Source organism: Anaerotignum sp. (genome assembly GCF_031981185.1).
GTDB lineage: Bacteria > Bacillota > Clostridia > Lachnospirales > Anaerotignaceae > Chakrabartyella.
Genome location: NZ_DALYUL010000030.1, coordinates 1 through 18,772 on the forward strand (window position 1 = coordinate 1; position 18,772 = coordinate 18,772).

Genomic DNA, 18,772 nt, shown 5'->3' on the forward strand with positions numbered 1-18,772 from the left:
ATTCATGTGGGGAAACAAGGCGTACTTCTGGAATACGGTATTGATTTCCCTTTTATATGGAGGAACCTTTGTGATTTCCTCTCCATCAAAAAGCACTTCTCCCTCATTTTGCGTTAAAAAACCCCCTAAAATACGCAGAAGGGTTGTTTTGCCACAACCGCTGGGGCCAAGAAGTGTAACAAATTCGTTCTCATAGATATCCAGATTAATACCCTTTAAAACCAATTTTCCGTCACAATCCTTGACAATATTTTTGAACTGAATAAGTTTTTTCATGTCTGCCTCCTAACATATCAGAATAAAGGTGGTGTTGAAATCCACAGGATTTTCGCCTTCATTTTTTTATCATTTCTTAAAAAATGGCTTGTTTTGCCGGAAAGGTAGAAGGTTTCTCCTTTGTGTACAATAAAGCTTTCTTCTCCACACTCAAGGGTAATGCTGCCCTCAAGAACATAACCAAATTCTTCACCACTGTGGGGATCCATTTGAAAGGATTCTCCCCCTTGGGGTAATTCCAAGAGAATGGGTTCCATTTCGTTTTTTTGTGTATTGGGTACAATCCAGTGGATGGTATAATGCCCTCTTTCATCTACAAAAAAATCTTTTTTATGAAAAACCAATTTTTCCTTTTTTTCCTCTTTAAAAAATTCCGCCAAAGTGGTGCCTAAGGCTTCTACAATATCGTTTAAAGTTGCAATGGAAGGAGACGTCAAATTTCTTTCCATCTGGGACAGGAAACCCTTTGTCAACTCGCTGCGGCTTGCCAACTCTTCTAAAGTCAGGCCTTTTTGCACACGAAGCTGCTTGATTTTATGTCCGATATCCATGCTGAACAACTCCTATCAAATTTAGCACTACTAAACTTTTCTATTATTTTTACTAAACCTCAATAATTATACAGCATATTGTGGGGAATGCAATACAAATAAAACAAAAAATTCGATATATAAAACTTTTTGACAAAATGTATTAAAATAAGCTTTTTTTTATGAGTTTTTTTAGTTTCTTCGCTGATAGCATAGCGAAAATCGGTTTTTGCAATTTGACTATAACTTCAATTGTTTACTATTACAAAACATGAAGGTTCACTACTATAAACAACACAGGAGAAATACGGAAAAAAGTAGCGTGGGGGACAGAAGTCTAGATGGAATTAGAAAAAAATGATGAAAATTTACTTATCATATGGACCTGCCATTGATGTTTTGCCCAAGAAGGAGAAAGCCTATAATCTGTAGGGTTTATTTTGTTATAAAATCCTATGATTTTTGACCAGAAAGTGCAGGAATATCACTAGTATTACTGTATTTAATGATGTACAATTTTTTTTGAATTACATTGACACCAAGGCGTTTTTATGGCTTAATAGTTACATGTCTTTATTTCAGTACATAGGATGTTCTATTAAAAAAACAAATGAAAGGGGAATGAAGTTTATGGTACGTTTTGCAAAAAGATTAGACCTTTTGGATAGTTCGGATATTGGAGATCTTTTAAGACTCATTGCCAGACCCGATATTATTTCTTTTGCAGGCGGGTTGCCCGCACCGGAGTTGTTTCCAGTTGAAGCGTTGAAGCAGGCCGGTATTGCGGTCATGGAAGAAATGGGCACAATTGCTTGTCAATATTCCTCTACCGAAGGCTTGCCCCAGCTAAGAGAAAAAATTGCAGCAAGGATGGCTGAGAAAAACAATATTCAGGCCACGCCGGATCAGGTTTTAATTACCAGCGGTTCTCAGCAAGGACTTGATTTTGCCGCAAGAGTTTTTATTGATAAGGGCGATGTGATTTTGGTGGAAAGCCCTTCTTACTTAGGTGCAATCAATGCATTTAAAGCTTGTGAACCAACGTTTATTGAAGTGTCCACGGATGATGGCGGTATGGTGATGGAGAACTTGGAAGAGATTCTTGCTTCCACAGAAAATGTAAAGATGATTTATGTAATTCCTGATTTCCAGAATCCCACCGGTCGCACTTGGTCCTTGGAGAGAAGAACGAAATTCATGGAGATTGTAAATAAATATGAAGTTCCTGTCATTGAGGACAATCCATATGGCGAGCTGCGTTTTGAAAATGATACAATGCCTGCGTTAAAGTCTTTGGATACAAAGGGGCTTGTGGTTTATTTGGGTACATTATCTAAAATTATGGTGCCTGGGTTCCGTTTGGGCTGGGTTTGCGCAGAGGACGAAATCCTTTCCAAATTTAATACGATGAAACAGGGCGCCGACTTGCAGACTTCCACTTTGACACAGCTTCAGGCCAATAAATATATGGACATGAACAATCTGGATGAGCATGTGAATAAGATTCGTGAAGTATACAAGCACAGACGCGACGTTATGATGAAGGCCATGAAGGAATACTTCCCCAAAGAGGCCAAGTTTACATATCCCGACGGTGGTTTGTTTACATGGGTTGAGCTTCCTGATTATATTGATACAAAGGAAATGGCTTTGCAGTGTTTAGAAAAGAAAGTTGCTTATGTGCCCGGGGGAAGCTTTTTCCCCAATGGCGGTAAGAATAATTGCTTCCGCATGAACTACTCCTGTATGGCAGATGAGAAGATTATAGAAGGTGTTAAGGCGTTGGCCGAAGTTATTCAAGCAAACCTGAAATAAGGTTTTCTCTATACATTTTAAGATTTAAAAATAACCCCCGCATAGGCATCCAAAGGTGGATGTGCTACGGGGGTTTTTATGAATTTTTGTGGAGAATGGTTGAAAAGTTTCCTGGTGGGGTAATAATTATTATGTATAGAGCAGACCAAACAGGAACATGGAATATCGTTGGAATGAAATAGATTTAATTGGAGAAAAAGTGCAAGAAAAGAATGTACAAAAATACGTACAAAAAGGAACTTTCTGAACCCTATGTTTTTTGGTTGTTATGTTTTTGAATAGAAACAATAAAGGTTTCGAATGGATTGTATTGTATTAAATTGTTTTATTTTTTATACAAAAATAATTGAGTGCAATAAAATGTTTTAAGTCATTTTTAAGGAAGCTAATTCGTGAAATTGCATTGACTTTGTTAATTATTTGTGTTTTAATTAGTTTGAAAAGCATATTTTTAATTAAATTGTCTATGTACAAGAAAAAATACTTAACTTGTAGGACATCAAAATTATTTTCAGATCTTAAGGAGGAAAAGACCAATGGTACGTTTTGCAGACAGAATGAATCTTTTAACAGGCTCCGAAATTAGAGAGTTGCTTAAGCTCACTGCGCAGCCTGATATTATTTCTTTTGCAGGTGGTTTGCCTGCACCCGAATTATTTCCTGTTGAGGGAATGAAGGAAGCATCCATGAAGACTTTAGATGAAATGGGACGGGCTGCTTTGCAGTATTCTACCACAGAGGGTTTTGTACCTTTGAGAGAAAAAATTGTAGCTAGAATGAAAGCAAAAAACAATATTGATACTGATGTTGATCATGTTTTAGTTACCAGTGGTTCTCAGCAGGGCTTAGATTTTTCCGCTCGCGTTTTCTTAAATAAAGATGACGTTGTATTATTGGAGAGCCCATCTTACTTAGGTGCAGTAAATGCGTTTAAGGCTTGCGAGCCTAAATTTATTGAAGTTCCTACCGACAACAACGGTATGATTATGGAAGAATTGGAAAAAATTCTTGCAAAAACAGAAAATGTTAAGATGATTTATGTAATTCCTGATTTCCAGAATCCATCCGGCAGAACATGGACACTGGAAAGACGCCATAAATTTATGGAAATCATCACAAAATATGAAATTCCTGTTATTGAGGATAACCCTTATGGCGAATTGCGTTTTGAAAACGAAAACATGCCTTCTTTGAAATCTTTGGATACAAAGGGTCTTGTTATCTTCTTGGGAACATTCTCTAAGATTTTGGCTCCCGGTTACAGATTGGGCTGGGTTTGCGCAGAGGAAAAAATCTTAGCAAAATATAACTTTATGAAGCAGGCTTCTGACCTTCAGGCATCCACTGTTGCCCAAATGGAAACAAATACATTCTTGGAAATGTATGATTTGGACGAACACGTGAATAAGATCAAAGAAGTATATGGCAAAAGACGTGATTGCATGTTAAAGGCCATGGATGCCCACTTCCCTAAGGAATGCACATGGACACATCCCGATGGTGGTTTATTTACATGGGTTGTATTGCCTGAATACATCAACGCAAAAGAAATGGCACCACAGTGCTTGGAAAAGAAGGTTGCATATGTTCCCGGCGGTAGCTTTTTCCCCAATGGCGGACACGAAAACACATTCCGTATGAATTACTCTTGTATGCCTGAAGAAAAAATTGAAGAAGGTATCAAGCGTATTGGAGAAGTTATCAAAGCGAACTTGAGATAATCTTGTTCCTTTGACCATACAAACCATAACTCCATATGCGTAAAGCCCTCGTAGCTAACACTGCGGGGGTTTTATGTTTTAGGAGATTTTGAAAAAGGCTTTTGTTAATAACAAAGGCTTTTTTTGATGGATTTATGGGAAGTAGGGAGCTGATTTTTGTTTGCTTTAGGAAAAAGTTAGGCTTCTAGGATGTGTAATCAACCAATAGAACGGAAGTTGGTAGATACAGTTTTCTTACAAAGGGAATAATTAAGAAATGGTTACCCCTGCTAATCAGTTTTGGTGACTTACAGGAATCATATTTCTGAACATAAGGAATAGGGTTATAAAGAGAATTTATTGAGCAAATGATGAATTAAATCTTAGGTTTCCCCCAAGCATGTGCTCCAGTAAAAAGAGAAGTGCTCCGCTGCATATTATAGTTCTATGCCCCTTTTTGTGGGCATAAACTTTGTATGAAGGGAGGCGGTGCCGGTGGAACAAAAAGGTGCCGGAAGGCAAGTGGGTCTAAGCCTTTTTGGACTTTTCGTCTTTCTGCTATTTATGCCGTTTTTTTTACAGATGGGCGGCGGACGATGGCTTTTGGCGGAAGTACTACCGGGACAAGTATCCCATGGGGAACTGTCTACGCAAGGTCTTACGACTGGGCAGAAAGCCGCTGAGGATGGTCATGATGATGTTGCCGTCTGGGGTGTGAAGGATGTGGAGTTTCAGCAGAAAGACGAAATTTCCAGTAATCAGAAGAGCTTACATATAACGACAGATGTCCTGAATAAAATGAAGGACTTTTCTTATTTAAAAAGCACTTTTTATACTGTGGATAGTAGAACAGCGCTGTTGGAGGGAGATATTAATGTAGACCAAGCCCTTTCTATGGATTTTTCTATAAAACCTACAATGAAAGAACCTAAAATATTGATATTTCATACCCATACCCATGAGGATTTTGCAGACAGCGATATGTCTAAGGGGCTTCAAGAGGGGATATGTGGTGTTGGGGAAGAGTTAAAGCGCATTTTAGAAGAGCAATACGGAATCAGCGTACTTCATGATATGAGTGTGTATGATTCGGTAAATGGTTCTCTAAAAAGAGAAGGCGCATATGAACGCAGTGGCCCGGCGGTGGAGGAGATATTAAAAAAATATCCTTCTATTGAGGTTTGTATTGATTTGCACAGAGATGGTATTGATGAGAGCTTAAGGCTGGTTACTAACATAAATGGTAAATCAACAGCACAAGTTATGTTTGTAAATGGCATTTGTCGATTAAATAAGGATGGGCATGCGGAACCTGTTTCGTGGCTAGAGAATAAGTATATCAAGCAAAATTTAGCTTTTAGCTTGCAGATGAAAACCTTAGCAGGACAGGAATATCCTGGGTTTATCCGAAGGATTTATTTGAATCCCTATCGTTTTATTTTACACTATATGCCTCGATCCGCGCTGATTGAAGTTGGGGCACAGACCAATACCAAGCAAGAGGCAATGAATGCCATGAAACCGTTGGCAAAAATTTTAGCAGAAGTGCTATTAACGGATACTCCCTAAAGAGAAACTTTAGGGGGTTTTTTATTTGCAGTTAATAGGTATTTGAGGTAAAATATACAAAACTTTAAGGATAAGAAAGTGATATGAAGTAGCGCAAATCTATTGACTACGAAGTAAAGGAGAAGAAGAATGGAAAAATTACAGCAAAGCATCATCATATTTGACTTGGATGGTACATTAACGGATTCTGCCGAAGGGGTTATCCGTTCTGCACAGCATATGCAGGAGAAAATGGGCCTTTCCAAATGGGCGGATGAGGATTTAAAGTTTATTGTCGGGCCTCCATTAATCAAAACCTTTACCGAAGATTTTCAAATGAATCAAGAAGATGCCCAAAGAGCATTGGGATTTTTTAGAGAACGATATGCCACGGTGGGTTTATTTGAAAATAAGGTTTATGAGGGAATTCCTGAAATGCTGGAAGAATTAAAGAAAAAGGGCAAGTGTTTGGCCGTTGCCACATCCAAAAAAGAGGAAACTGCGGTGCGGATTTTGAAACATTTTGAAATAGATGGGTATTTTGATATTAAGGCTAAAGTAATTGAATATGTTCTGGAAACTTTGGGTGCAAAAAAAGAGGATGCAATTATGGTAGGAGATCGGAAGTTTGACGTGGAAGGCGCCCATTTGGTGGGCATTCCTTGCATAGCGGTGGAGTTTGGCTATGGAGATAGGGCTGAATTTGAAGCCTTCGGGGCGGATTATATTGCAGAGACTCCAAAGGCAGTGGAAGAGTTGTTTTAGAATCATAGTTTTTAGAACAGTCGTAGATTTCTCAAGTCTACGACTGTTTTTAATAGATAGATTGATATCTGTGATTATTTTAAGGAACAGTTGGTAACAAAGCTACAGACAGTCATTCTGCAATGTTTACAATCCTTAATCCCCTCTCTTTTACAAATTGCATAATTTGAATTGTTTCGCTGTTTTCAGATTGTAATGCGCAAATGCAATAAGAAGATTGTTCAATTATGTAGCGATTCTGCTCACTTATGAATGGATGGCTAGTATTCTCAGCAATATAGACGACATTGTCTGCCTCATTTAACAAGTCTTTAAAAAATTCCCTTTTCTCCATATTCCATAATCTGTCCTGATTTTTACATGGAAGTACAAAGATTAGTCGGATTTTCTTACCTAGTCCCTTTTTTGCAATAATAAAAGAAGCAGCTATTTGGTCAAAACCTAAAGCGCCTCCGCAAATGAAGGTACTGACTCCGTTAGAAATACAATGATCAATCTCTCGGTCAAGGTTTAACAAAATTCTTTGAATGCCTTTTACTGGTAAATGTCTATTGCCAATAAAACAGCAAGTTTGTTTAGGCACGATTTATCACCTCCTATATAAAAATACTTTATACTACTTTATATTATAAGCCAATAAAAAAGGGGATATAATGCTATTATTCAAATAGAGGTGATTTAGATGAAGCCACTGAAAGAGAAGGTTAGCATGACTTTAGATAGTGACATTATTGATAGGATAAAGGAACTGGCTGAAAAAGACGACCGTTCTTTCTCTCAATATGTTAATCTTGTGCTTAGAAGGCATTTGGAAAAAAATGAAGAGACATCGAAATCTTAATAATTGTTTCTTAGTATATAATTGAAATTTTTTACTTGAAATGGTTTCCTATGTATCAAAAAACGCCCGACCCTTATGGTCGAGCGTTTTTTGATGTTAAAAACAGTATATTTTATTTTTAGGCCAAAGAGTTGAGGTAACCCTTATTGGCTTCAATTGCCTTTGTTGTGACTGCCTTAGCTGGACCTCCAACTACATTTCTTGCCTCCACGCATTGCTTTACGGAAATTGCGGCATATACGCTTTCATCAAATACTGGAGAAATTGCCTGATATTCTTTTAAGCTCAAATCGTCCAAATTGGTATTATTCTGGATGCAATATAAAACCAACTTTCCAATAATTTCGTGGGCATCACGGAAGGGAACACCCTTCTTCACGAGCCAATCCGCAGCATCGGTAGCATTGGTAAATCCGCCTTTTGCCGCTTCCAGCATATTTTGTTCTCGAACGGTAACGGTAGCAAGCATATTTGTAAATACGGGGACACACATTTTTATGGTATCAATGGCACCAAATAACGCTTCTTTATCCTCCTGCATATCTTTGTTATATGCCAAGGGCAAGCCTTTCATGGTAGTCAAAAGACCTATCAAATGTCCATAAACTCTTCCGGTTTTTCCACGAATTAATTCTGCCATATCTGGATTTTTTTTCTGAGGCATGATGCTTGAACCTGTAGAATAAGCATCATCCAGTTCAATAAAGCGGAATTCGTGACTGCTCCAAAGAATAATCTCCTCGCAGAAACGGCTTAAATGCATCATCAAAATGGACAAATCCGATACCAGTTCAATACAAAAATCACGGTCGGAAACACCATCCATACTATTTTGGGTGATTGCGCGAAAACCCAGCTGATTGGCTACAAACTCCCGATCCAAGGGGTAGGTGGTGGTTGCCAAAGCGCCACTGCCCAAAGGCAATACATCGGTACGCTTGAAGCAATCTGTCAAGCGGTCATAATCACGTTTGAACATTTCGATATATGCCAAAAGATGATGCGCCAAGGTAACAGGCTGCGCTCTTTGTAAGTGGGTATAGCCGGGCATAATGGTTTCTGTATGCTTTTCAGCTAAGGTATTTAAAACCTTCATGAGCTCTTTCACCAAGTTCTGGATTGTTACTATTTCTTTCTTTGTATACATGCGGGTATCTAAAGCCACCTGATCGTTACGGCTTCTTCCTGTATGCAGGCGTTTTCCTACGTCTCCGATGCGGCTGATGAGAATGGATTCTACATTCATGTGGATATCCTCTGCTTTCTCATCAAAGTTGATTTCGCCTTTTTCGATATCTGATAGGATTTCGCCTAAAGTCTTGATAATCAAATCCGCATCACCTTGAGGAATAATACCCTGCTTGCCCAACATTGCCGCATGAGCCATACTGCCTGTAATATCTTCTTGATACATACGGCTGTCAAAGGAAATGGAGGAATGGAAATGGTCGGTGAAGCTATCAGTGGATTTAGTGAAGCGGCCGCCCCAAAGTTTCATAAATACGCATCCTTTCTTATTCATCCATAAAACCAAAGGGCCTTGTCCCAAACCCAGTTAGCTTTTTTTTAGCATTAGGGTATGGGGCAAAGCCCCAAAAAAGGTTTTTGATTTTTATTTATTCTGGTTGTTTTGCAGCATCATAGCTCGAACCTTCATGGACAAACCAAACAGGTTGATAAAGCCATCTGCATCTTTATGATTATACAGCTCACCGGTTGTAAAGCTTGCAATGGACTCATTATACAGGCTGTAAGGGGATGTTGTTCCGGCGGAGATGATATTGCCTTTATACAGCTTCATTTTAACAGAACCTGTTACGGTTTCGTTCGTATGGTCAAAATAAGCGCAAAGAGCTTCTCTCAAAGGTGTGAACCATTCACCGCTGTAGACCAATTCAGTCAGCTTATTGCTTGCAACTTCGTTGAAAGCCAATGTTTTTTTATCCAAGCAAAGGTATTCCAATTCACGATGTGCATAATAGAGGATTGAACCGCCTGGTGTTTCATATACACCGCGAGATTTCATGCCAACTACACGGTTTTCGCAAATATCAATGATACCGATACCATTTTTTCCACCAATTTCGTTGAGCTTTGTCAATAAAGCAATGGGGGATAATTTTTCACCATCTACAGCAACAGGAATACCTGCTTCAAAATCAACAGTTACATATTCAGGTACATCAGGTGCATTTTCGGGAGAAACGCCCATCTGGAGCAGGTGCTCATAATTAGGCTCGTTTGCAGGATCTTCCAGTTCCAAACCTTCGTGGCTTAAGTGCCAGATATTACGGTCACGGCTATAGGAATCATCCTTTTTCACTGGGAAAGGAATGCCTCTTGCTTCTAAGTAAGCCATTTCGTCCTCACGGCTTTCCATACCCCAAGTATCCAAACGCCAAGGCGCAATAATTTTCAATTCTGGTGCCAAAGCTTTGATGGTTAATTCAAAACGAACCTGATCGTTTCCTTTGCCTGTTGCACCGTGGCAGATTGCTGTTGCACCTTCTTTTTTTGCGATTTCAACCAATTTTTTTGCAATAATGGGTCTAGCCATGGAAGTACCCAACAGGTATTTACCTTCATAAACCGCATTTGCTTTAATGCAAGGGTAAATGGCATCTGTAATGAATTCTTCTGTCAAATCTTCTATATAAAGCTTGCTTGCACCGGTGCGCAGAGCTTTTTCTTCTAAGCCATCTGTTTCCTTACCCTGACCCACGTCACCGCAAACAGCAATAACCTCTGCATCATAGTTTTCTTTTAACCAAGGGATGATAACGGAAGTATCAAGACCACCGGAATACGCTAATACAATTTTTTCTTTCATGATATTTTTATCCTCCTTATATGAAAAACTGAATTCGATATGAATAATATAAATGAATTATACATAATAAGAGGGTGAAATGCAATAGAAATCAACAAAAATAAAAAGAAATGAATATTTTTGTATATTAATATTAAAATACGTATTGACCAAAGGGAACTTTTGTCCACTTTTAACGGAGATTCTAAATGGTCATTATCATTTCGGGGTTAAAAACAAAAGATTAACTTGCTATTTTTTATTTTTTTGAAAGAGAAAAGAAGAGAAGTCCATAAATTTTTTCGTATAATACTGAAAAAAATATTAAGGAATAAAACATTTTTTGATAAATAAAATCAGTATAATTATGCAAAAATTTGATACGAAAAATGGCGAAAAAGGGTGTATACATGATGAAATCTCAGGATTGCTCTTTGCTTCGTACATTTTTTATGATATGATATATTCAGAAAAATATTGATTACAAAAGAAGACCGAATAAAGGAGGGTGTTGGAAATGAAAGTTTTAACATTTAAACGTGGCGGCAGAGTTGAGGTCGGTGTTCTGAAAAATGACGGTTTGGAAGTTGTGCCTGTGAATTACTTGGGCTGTACTGCACATAATATGAATGAATTTTTAGATTTGATGACACCGGAAAAGGAAAAAAAACTAGATAAAAACAAGGAACTGATGCGCGGTATCCCCATGCGGGAGGTAAAGGTGATTTCCCCCATTCCTGTGCCAAAACAGGATTTAATTTGTTTGGGTATCAATTATTATGCCCATGCAGAAGAGGCGGCCAAATTTCATGATGAGGCCTTTGGCGGAGAAAGACCAGTTCCTATTTTCTTTTCCAAGCGTGTAAACCTTGCGGTTGCTGATGAAGAAATGATTGACGGACATTGGGATATTGTAGATGGTCTGGACTATGAGGTTGAACTTGGAGTAATTATTGGCAAGGATACAAAAAATGTTTCTGTGGCTGATGCCATCGAGCACGTTTTTGGCTATACCATTATCAATGATTTTAGTGCGAGAAATTTACAAACTGCCCATAAGCAGTGGTATTTTGGTAAGAGTTTGGATGATTTTACAGCCATCGGCCCTTGGATTGTAACCAAAAATGAGTTTGAAAACCCACCAGCGTTGGGAATTCGTTGCTATGTAAATGATGAATTAAGACAGGATGGCAACACATCCCTTATGATTACGGGAATTGCAGAGGTAATTAGCATGCTTTCTCAGGGGATGACCCTAAAAGCAGGAACTATTATTGCAATGGGTACACCGGCAGGGGTAGGTATGGGCTTTGATCCACCTAAGTTCCTGCAAAAAGGCGATGTGGTAAGATGTGAGATTGATGGAATCGGTAAAATCACCAATTTTATTAAGTAAATTTGGTGTAAATCAGATATAAAGGAGCGCGGCTCATAGAATGAATAAATTGAAAGTAATGAGTGTTTTCGGTACAAGGCCTGAGGCAATCAAAATGGCCCCCCTTGTGAAGGAATTGGAAAAAAACGATGAAATTGAAAGCATTGTTTGCGTAACGGCACAGCATAGAGAAATGCTGGATCAAGTTTTGGAGATTTTTGATTTGAAGCCAGTATATGATTTGGACATCATGCAGACACGCCAGACCCTGGCAGGAATTACTACCCGTGCCTTATCCGGTTTGGAAGAGGTTATTGCGGGACTGCGCACCTATGATAAATATCAACCCTTTCCCGAGGAGATGAATCGTCGACTGACAGGAGCTTTGACAGATTTTCACTTTGCGCCTACTCCGTTGGCGAAGGAGCATCTCTTGAAGGAAAATATCAATGAAGATAGTATTTTTATTACAGGAAATACAGTGATTGATGCTTTGGCTCATACCATAGAGGAGGAGTATTCCTTTTCTGTGGAGGAATTGAACCACATTGATTTTCAAAATAAACGTGTTTTAGCCATGACTGCCCATAGAAGAGAAAACCTTGGGGAGCCATTGGAGAATATTTGCCGCAGTGTAAAACGGTTGGTAGAAGAGTATCCCGATGTGGAGGTTGTCTATGCGGTGCATAAAAACCCTGCAGTAATGGAACCAGTGAATAGAATCCTTGGAGAAACGGACAGAATACACTTGACGGAGCCTTTGGATTTAAAAGACATGCATAACCTGATGTGTCGTTCTTATTTGGTATTGACCGACAGTGGGGGCTTGCAAGAGGAGGTTCCTTCAATGGGCAAGCCTGTTTTGGTGCTACGTAATGTAACCGAGCGCCCAGAGGGCGTAGAGGCTGGCACACTACAGCTTGTTGGCACCGATGAGGATACCATTTATTCTGCTGCAAAGGAACTTTTGGATAACAAGGCTGCATATGAGAAGATGGCTCAAGCCAAAAATCCTTTCGGGGATGGGCAGGCCTCCAGACGTATTGTGGAAAGTATTTTATTCGCCTTTGGCAGAACAGGGAAAAGACCCGATGAATATAATATTTGCATCAATCCCAAGAATGAGGAGGAACAGGCGATGAAGGAAGAACGTATGGCAATTTTGGGCATGCTGGAGAAAGGCATTATTAATGCAGACGAGGCAGAACGTTTGTTGATAATACTTCAAAGCAGCAACGGTTTTGATAAGGATGGCATTGGCAAATCAGTAGAAGATGTTTTTGGCAAAGCGGGAGAAGCTTTAAATTCCGTTGCTAAGGCAGTAGGTGAAAAGGCAGAAAAAATTCAGCCTGCTATGAAAGATATGGCCAATAAGGTTTCTGAAAAGGCGGAAGATATAGAGCCAACTGTTAGAAGTGCTGCATTTCGTATGGCAGAAATGATGGATGGTTTTATGGCGGATGTTAAAAATTACCGTGATAAAATGAAAGAAAAAAAGGAAAGAGATCAGGCTGAGGACTGGGATGTTGAAAACGACATGGAAGCTGCTGCGCCTACAGAAGAAGAAGAGGCATATGCTAAAAATGTGGAATCTGTTCTGAATTCATTACAAATGCAACTTAGTCAAATTGATGATGCGGAAAGTTTCTTAAAATCAACTTTTGGTGATGCAGATATGGGTTCTTGGGAGGATGATGAAGAAGAAGCTTCCAAGAAGGAAGAACCAAAGGCGGAAAGTAATGAGACAGAAGCGCCTAAGGAAGATCAGTCAAAGGAGATTAAGGAAACAGAGTCTGAAGGAAATAATTAATTAAGACCTTTCCCTAATTTAATAAAATTAATTTTAGAAATCAAAAGCACCCATTTTATCGTTATAGAGCGAGGGATGTGTGCTTTTTTTGTGTTCATGATTAGAATAGTAGTATGTAAAAATAAAGCCCGTATTGCACGATTTGCGAAACAAATCTTTTTAAGAGCAATCGGGCTTTTTCTAAACGCATTTAATAACACCATGAAGCAGCCTGTGAAAGGCAATTAGAGTTTATTGGTGCTTAGATTATCTTTCAACCAAATCATCCATCATATCGTCGATAACTTCTTCGGCTTTGACTGCCATTTTTCTACCTTTTTTCATAACTTTGCGGTAAGCTTTTTGATCTTGCACCATGTAAGCAATACCTGCCATTGTTGCCATGCCACCAATGAAAAGACCTGTTGTAAATTTATTCATCATATTTATCCCTCCTTTTGACTTAGTATGTGAAAAACAGAAATTTTTATGATGAAAGTAGTAAAAATAAGGAGTAGTAATGATTGGAAATAAAAATTTTTAAAAGAGCTCCATTGCAAAAAGATTCGCAATGGAGCTCTTATTTTCTTATAAAGTATTAAAATGATTTATTCGCCTAAGTCATGAAGAAAAAGGCCGCTTCTTAATTTTGGTTCAAACCATGTTGATTTTGGTGGCATAATCAAATCTGCATCTGCCACATTCATCAATTCCTCCATGGAGGTAGGGTAAAGGGAAAAGGCAACCTTCATTTCACCGCTGTCAACACGTTTCTCAAGCTCCGATAGACCACGAATACCGCCCACAAAATCAATACGTTTATCTGTACGAGGGTCTCCAATGGCAAGTAGGGGTTCCAAAACCTCTTTTTGCAAAATAGAAACATCTAAGCTTAGTACGGGGTCATTGGTAATCAGATTGCTGTTGGCAACCAGAGAAAACCATTTTCCATCTAAGTACATACCAAATTGATGGGGATTTTCAGGATGCAATTGACCCTCACCAGAGTAAGGAGTAACTTCGAATTTTTCTGTTAAAAGAGCCAAAAATTCTTCGGAGGAGTGACCGTTTAAGTCTTTTACAACTCGATTATAATCCATAATTTTTAGTTCATCTGCAGGAAAAAGTACGGAAAGATAATAGTTATATTCTTCTTCTCCGCTATATAACTCCTTCTCTTCTCGTCTTTTTAACCCAACCTTTACTGCGGATGCATTCCTATGATGACCATCGGCAATATAAAAATTATCTAGCCTGTGGTAGGAATCCACCAAAATTCCAATTTCTGTGTCGCTATCAATCACCCAAACGGTATGACCAATGCCATCTTCAGACACAAAATCATAAACAGGAGGATTGGTAGCTTTCCAGCCATCTATAATGGTCTTTGCTATTTCGTTTTTTTTATGCGCCAGAAAAATAGGGCCTGTATTGGCGTTAAGGGTATCCACATGGCGAATTCTATCAGCCTCTTTATCCGCACGGGTCAATTCGTGTTTTTTGATTGTGCCATTCAGGTACTCATCAATGGAGGTGCAGGCAACCAAACCGGTTTGGTTTCTGCCATTCATGGTCAACTGATAGATATATAAATTAGGGAGTAAATCTTGCATAAAAACGCCCTTTGCAATCATACTTTCTAAGTTTTCTTTTGCCTTTGCATATACTGCATCGCTATAAGGATCGATACCTTGAGGTAAATCCACTTCTGCTTTATCAATATGCAAAAAAGAATAAGGCTTGCCTTTCACCATTTCTCTTGCTTCTTCACTATTCATTACGTCATAGGGCAGAGCAGCCACAGCCTGAGCATAGTCTGCCTCGGGACGTATTCCCATAAAGGGTCTGATGGTAGCCATAATGTTGTCCTCCTTATTTCAATAGGCGTACTTTGATGACGCTGTTGATGGCATATAGGTCTCTAATCAATTCCTCTTCATTTTGTGGAAGACTGTCACAGACGATAATGTTATATGCCAACTCTCCCTTAGAGTTATTCACAAGTTTATCAATATTAACACTGTATTTTGTGAAAACAGCGCCCAGCTGACCAATCATGTTCACGATATTTCTGTGGGAAACGGCAATGCGAGGTTTTCCATTATATGGAACAGTACAGTTGGGAAAATTAACGGAATTTTTCACATTTCCGTAGTACAAATAATCCCGCAACTCTTCAGCAACCATAATGGCACAGTTTTCCTCAGATTCAGGCGTAGAAGCACCAAGGTGAGGTGTGACGATGATATTATCATTCCCTAAAAGTTCTTTTTCAGGGAAGTCGGTAATATAACGGGAAATGATGCCTTCATCCAAAGCCGCTTTCAGTGCATCATTATCAACCAGACCGCCCCTTGCAAAGTTTAATAAACGAGCGCCCCTTTTGGTTTTGGAGAATAATGTATCATTATAAGTATGCTTAGTTTTGTCGTTCAGAGGGATATGTAATGTAATATAGTCACTTTTAGCTACAACATCCTCAATAGAGTCTGCTTTTTCCACAGAAGGGGAAAGATGCCAAGCGGATTCCAATGAGAGATAGGGATCGTAACCAATAACATCCATTCCTAAATCAAGGGCGGCATTTGCCACCAATACACCGATGGCTCCAAGGCCAATAACACCAAGGGTTTTGCCCAAAATTTCAGGACCTGTGAAGTTTTTCTTGCCTGCTTCGATATCCTTTTCCAAAGCTTCGCTTTCTGCAATGGTTTGCACCCATGCCGAACCATCAACAATACGGCGGGAGGAAATGAACAAACCTGTGAGAACAAGCTCCTTTACTGCGTTGGCATTACCTCCGGGAGCATTAAAAACAGGGATTCCCCTTCTTGAACACTGATCCACAGGAACATTGTTTGTTCCAGCGCCTGCACGAGCAACTCCTAGTAGATTATCGTTAAGGGGCAGGCTATGCATATCAAAGCTACGCAGAATAATTCCATCGGGATTTTCTGAGGTGTTATCTATATGAAAGTGCTTCTCCGACAGCTTTCCCAAGCCTGTGGGAGCAATGTTGTTTAATGTACGAATTGTAAACATGATACTCTCCTTATTTGTTTTCCATTTCAAATTTTTTCATAAATGCTACCAGTTTTTCCACGCCTTCCACAGGCATTGCGTTATACATGCTTGCCCGCATACCACCAACGGTACGGTGTCCCTTTAAATTTACAAACCCAAGGGCATCTGCTTCCTTAATGAATTTTGCGTTTAATTCATCTGTGGGCAGAATGAAGGGTGCATTCATCAAAGAACGATCCTTTGGCACAACGGTGCCTTTGAACAGGGAAGATGCATCCAAAAAGTCATAAAGCAAGGACGCCTTATGCTCATTTATTTTTTGAATGGCTTTGACACCACCTTGGCGCTTTACCCAGTCAAAAACAAGCCCCATAAAATAAATGCCATAGGTAGGAGGCGTATTATACAAGGAATCATTTTCTGCATGAATATCATAGCGAAGCATGGTAGGTGTAAAATCCATAGCATTGCCCAACAAATCTTCACGAATGATGACAACAGTAACCCCTGCAGGGCCTAAGTTCTTTTGTGCACCTGCATAAAGTAAGCCGAATTTTGTAATATCAATTTCCTCGGATAAAATGGAGGAGGACATATCGCCCACCAAGGTTACATTTCCTGTATCGGGTAACTCTGTCCAACGGGTACCATAAACGGTATTATTCAAAGTTATGTAAAAATAATCTGCATTGGAGTCGAATTTAGAAGATTCCAATTGGGGAATACGGTCAAAGGTTGTTTCGGCAGAGCTTGCCACAATATTTACCTGTCCGTATTTTTTTGCTTCTTCCGCAGCTTTTTTCGCCCATTGCCCTGTGATGACGTAATCAGCCTTTTTATTTTTATTCATTAGGTTTAGAGGAACCATAGCAAACTGCGTGGAACCGCCACCCTGAAGAAAAAGAATTTTATAGTTATCGGGAATATGCATCAATTCCTTTAAATCAGCCTTGGCTTTTGCCAAAATAGACTCAAACATCTTAGATCGATGGCTCATCTCCATAACTGACATGCCAGAGGAAGGATAACAAACAAGCTCACGTTGTGCTTGTTCTAATACTTCTACGGGTAGCATGGATGGTCCTGCTGAGAAATTGAATACTCTTTTTTCCATAAATAAGCCTCCTAAAATGATTTGTTATGGGACATTTGCCGTCTTGTCTCTATGGTGCGGGCAAATGTACAAATTTAGTCTTAGAAGAATTATAACACCTTGACGGGAACCGTCAACATAAAAGAGGGAATTTCTTTGGATGCAAAGCTTTTTTGGAGGAACGGGCAAAAAGCAAGATGGGTTTTGTGAAATCTTTGGCAAAATGCACAGAGAAATGTGAAAAAACTCGTTTTAAAATGTCTGGAAAACATAATATAACACAATAGCACGTTTTTGTTCAAAATGCAATATAGTTCTTGCATTATACGAAAAATCCCCTAATCACAGGGTTTTGCGCGACTTTATTAAAAAAAGTATAACATATTATTTTTCTAGGCTTTACAAGAAATGTTATGTTTGAAAATTTTGATGGGCTATAGTTGTTTTATATCGACCAGACAATTGTTGTATTTGGAGAAGAATTTCATTATTTCTGAAAGATTGGAAGAAAGTTTTTCGCTGTTTCCTCATAAGGTTATTAAGAAAGGGGGCGGACAAATGAAAGGAATAATTTCCGTCAAAGAAGGCATTAAAATTGGCTGTTTATGTGCTGTAATCGGGTTATGTATTTGTGTATCAGCTGTTGGAAGTAAAAAAGCGCAAGAAGTAATGCTTCCTGTTGATCAAAAGATAGTGATTCTGGATGCAGGGCACGGCGGATGGGATCCGGGCAAGACCGGGGCTCTGGGGAAGGATGAAAAAAATATTAATTTAGCAGTGATGGAAAAATTGCAACAGTATTTGGAGCAAGGAGGTGCTACAGTTTTTATTACCCGAGCCACAGATGAGGCCTTGGGCAGTAAAAAAAGAGCTGACATGGCAGAACGAAAAAAAATTGCCAATGAAAGCAACGGAGATATTTTGGTAAGCATTCATCAAAATGCTTTTCCTTCCACAGGAGCAAAAGGTGCGCAAGTTTTTTACCATAAATCCAGCGAAGATGGCAAAAATTTAGCAGAATTGATACAGGAACGTCTAAAAGCGAATGTTGATGGCGAAAACAAACGATTGGCAAAACAAAACAGCGATTATTACATATTACGTACCACAGAGATTCCCGCCGTTATTGTGGAGTGTGGATTTCTTTCCAATCCCTCGGAAGAGCAGCTTTTAAATGATGAGGCGTATCAAACAAAGCTGGCTTGGG

The 18,772-nt window shown here is 39.1% G+C and carries 17 protein-coding genes; 8 read left to right on the top strand and 9 right to left on the bottom strand.

What is annotated here, in order from left to right; all coding sequences use genetic code 11:
- Together RTK36_RS14140 and RTK36_RS14145 are read right to left on the bottom strand one after the other, a co-directional pair.
- The coding region (locus RTK36_RS14140) for an ATP-binding cassette domain-containing protein (RefSeq protein WP_312047888.1) at nt 1–276 on the bottom strand (276 nt) is incomplete at its 3' end.
- Nucleotides 277–293: 17 nt separating this feature from the next.
- Nucleotides 294–827, bottom strand: a complete 534-nt coding sequence (locus RTK36_RS14145; RefSeq protein ID WP_312047889.1) for a helix-turn-helix domain-containing protein — start codon at nt 825–827, stop codon at nt 294–296.
- Nucleotides 828–1,436: 609 nt separating this feature from the next.
- Here RTK36_RS14145 and RTK36_RS14150 point away from each other — a divergent pair.
- The 4 genes from RTK36_RS14150 (at nt 1,437) to RTK36_RS14165 (ending at nt 6,634) form a co-directional block, all read left to right on the top strand.
- Entirely contained in the window at nt 1,437–2,621 is a 1,185-nt protein-coding gene (locus RTK36_RS14150; protein ID WP_312047890.1) for an aminotransferase-like domain-containing protein, read from the top strand.
- A gap of 536 nt (nt 2,622–3,157) precedes the next feature.
- Nucleotides 3,158–4,342, top strand: coding sequence for an aminotransferase-like domain-containing protein (locus tag RTK36_RS14155; RefSeq protein WP_312047891.1), 1,185 nt, complete (start codon nt 3,158–3,160; stop codon nt 4,340–4,342).
- Between the two features lie 474 nt (nt 4,343–4,816).
- Complete coding sequence (spoIIP, locus tag RTK36_RS14160) at nt 4,817–5,890, top strand: stage II sporulation protein P (protein ID WP_312047892.1); 1,074 nt, start codon at nt 4,817–4,819, stop codon at nt 5,888–5,890.
- A 129-nt stretch (nt 5,891–6,019) separates the two neighbouring features.
- Nucleotides 6,020–6,634: an HAD hydrolase-like protein gene (locus tag RTK36_RS14165; RefSeq protein WP_312047893.1), complete on the top strand. Its 615-nt coding sequence runs from the start codon at nt 6,020–6,022 to the stop codon at nt 6,632–6,634.
- Between the two features lie 112 nt (nt 6,635–6,746).
- Here RTK36_RS14165 and RTK36_RS14170 read toward each other — a convergent pair whose 3' ends face one another.
- Nucleotides 6,747–7,217, bottom strand: coding sequence for an SLOG family protein (locus RTK36_RS14170; protein WP_312047894.1), 471 nt, complete (start codon nt 7,215–7,217; stop codon nt 6,747–6,749).
- A gap of 99 nt (nt 7,218–7,316) precedes the next feature.
- Between RTK36_RS14170 and RTK36_RS14175 the strand changes: the two genes are divergently transcribed.
- Complete coding sequence (locus tag RTK36_RS14175) at nt 7,317–7,475, top strand: toxin-antitoxin system protein (protein WP_312047895.1); 159 nt, start codon at nt 7,317–7,319, stop codon at nt 7,473–7,475.
- A gap of 118 nt (nt 7,476–7,593) precedes the next feature.
- Here the strand turns inward: RTK36_RS14175 and argH are convergent, their stop codons facing one another.
- Both argH and RTK36_RS14185 read right to left on the bottom strand, forming a co-directional pair.
- Nucleotides 7,594–8,973, bottom strand: a complete 1,380-nt coding sequence (gene argH, locus RTK36_RS14180; RefSeq protein WP_312047896.1) for an argininosuccinate lyase — start codon at nt 8,971–8,973, stop codon at nt 7,594–7,596.
- Between the two features lie 114 nt (nt 8,974–9,087).
- Complete coding sequence (locus tag RTK36_RS14185; protein WP_312047897.1) at nt 9,088–10,305, bottom strand: argininosuccinate synthase; 1,218 nt, start codon at nt 10,303–10,305, stop codon at nt 9,088–9,090.
- Between the two features lie 496 nt (nt 10,306–10,801).
- Here RTK36_RS14185 and RTK36_RS14190 point away from each other — a divergent pair, with 496 nt between their 5' ends.
- Both RTK36_RS14190 and wecB read left to right on the top strand, forming a co-directional pair.
- Entirely contained in the window at nt 10,802–11,680 is an 879-nt protein-coding gene (locus tag RTK36_RS14190) for a fumarylacetoacetate hydrolase family protein (RefSeq protein WP_312047898.1), read from the top strand.
- A 40-nt stretch (nt 11,681–11,720) separates the two neighbouring features.
- Nucleotides 11,721–13,469 (top strand): non-hydrolyzing UDP-N-acetylglucosamine 2-epimerase, encoded by a 1,749-nt coding sequence (wecB, locus tag RTK36_RS16765; protein WP_331655074.1) that lies wholly within the window; start codon nt 11,721–11,723, stop codon nt 13,467–13,469.
- A 246-nt stretch (nt 13,470–13,715) separates the two neighbouring features.
- Here the strand turns inward: wecB and RTK36_RS14200 are convergent, their stop codons facing one another.
- From RTK36_RS14200 to serC, 4 genes are all read right to left on the bottom strand, one after another.
- On the bottom strand, nt 13,716–13,892 hold the full coding sequence (locus tag RTK36_RS14200) for a hypothetical protein (protein WP_157881692.1): 177 nt from the start codon (nt 13,890–13,892) through the stop codon (nt 13,716–13,718).
- A gap of 164 nt (nt 13,893–14,056) precedes the next feature.
- Entirely contained in the window at nt 14,057–15,307 is a 1,251-nt protein-coding gene (locus RTK36_RS14205) for a DUF1015 domain-containing protein (RefSeq protein WP_312047899.1), read from the bottom strand.
- Between the two features lie 13 nt (nt 15,308–15,320).
- Nucleotides 15,321–16,490 carry a 3-phosphoglycerate dehydrogenase family protein gene (locus tag RTK36_RS14210; protein WP_312047900.1) on the bottom strand — a complete coding sequence of 390 codons (1,170 nt, stop codon included), beginning with the start codon at nt 16,488–16,490 and terminating at the stop codon, nt 15,321–15,323.
- A 10-nt stretch (nt 16,491–16,500) separates the two neighbouring features.
- Nucleotides 16,501–17,586 (bottom strand): 3-phosphoserine/phosphohydroxythreonine transaminase, encoded by a 1,086-nt coding sequence (gene serC, locus RTK36_RS14215; protein WP_312047901.1) that lies wholly within the window; start codon nt 17,584–17,586, stop codon nt 16,501–16,503.
- Nucleotides 17,587–18,123: 537 nt separating this feature from the next.
- Between serC and RTK36_RS14220 the strand changes: the two genes are divergently transcribed.
- A partial coding sequence (locus RTK36_RS14220) for an N-acetylmuramoyl-L-alanine amidase (RefSeq protein WP_312047902.1) occupies nt 18,124–18,772 on the top strand: 649 nt, incomplete at its 3' end.

What these genes read in the sequence shown, in the direction of transcription:
- RTK36_RS14145 (WP_312047889.1), bottom strand. Translation starts at nt 827, where the DNA reads ATGGATATCGGACATAAAATCAAGCAGCTTCGTGTGCAAAAAGGCCTG.
- RTK36_RS14150 (WP_312047890.1), top strand. Translation starts at nt 1,437, where the DNA reads ATGGTACGTTTTGCAAAAAGATTAGACCTTTTGGATAGTTCGGATATT.
- RTK36_RS14155 (WP_312047891.1), top strand. Translation starts at nt 3,158, where the DNA reads ATGGTACGTTTTGCAGACAGAATGAATCTTTTAACAGGCTCCGAAATT.
- RTK36_RS14165 (WP_312047893.1), top strand. Translation starts at nt 6,020, where the DNA reads ATGGAAAAATTACAGCAAAGCATCATCATATTTGACTTGGATGGTACA.
- RTK36_RS14175 (WP_312047895.1), top strand. Translation starts at nt 7,317, where the DNA reads ATGAAGCCACTGAAAGAGAAGGTTAGCATGACTTTAGATAGTGACATT.
- argH (WP_312047896.1), bottom strand. Translation starts at nt 8,973, where the DNA reads ATGAAACTTTGGGGCGGCCGCTTCACTAAATCCACTGATAGCTTCACC.
- RTK36_RS14185 (WP_312047897.1), bottom strand. Translation starts at nt 10,305, where the DNA reads ATGAAAGAAAAAATTGTATTAGCGTATTCCGGTGGTCTTGATACTTCC.
- RTK36_RS14190 (WP_312047898.1), top strand. Translation starts at nt 10,802, where the DNA reads ATGAAAGTTTTAACATTTAAACGTGGCGGCAGAGTTGAGGTCGGTGTT.
- wecB (WP_331655074.1), top strand. Translation starts at nt 11,721, where the DNA reads ATGAATAAATTGAAAGTAATGAGTGTTTTCGGTACAAGGCCTGAGGCA.
- RTK36_RS14200 (WP_157881692.1), bottom strand. Translation starts at nt 13,892, where the DNA reads ATGATGAATAAATTTACAACAGGTCTTTTCATTGGTGGCATGGCAACA.
- RTK36_RS14205 (WP_312047899.1), bottom strand. Translation starts at nt 15,307, where the DNA reads ATGGCTACCATCAGACCCTTTATGGGAATACGTCCCGAGGCAGACTAT.
- RTK36_RS14210 (WP_312047900.1), bottom strand. Translation starts at nt 16,490, where the DNA reads ATGTTTACAATTCGTACATTAAACAACATTGCTCCCACAGGCTTGGGA.
- serC (WP_312047901.1), bottom strand. Translation starts at nt 17,586, where the DNA reads ATGGAAAAAAGAGTATTCAATTTCTCAGCAGGACCATCCATGCTACCC.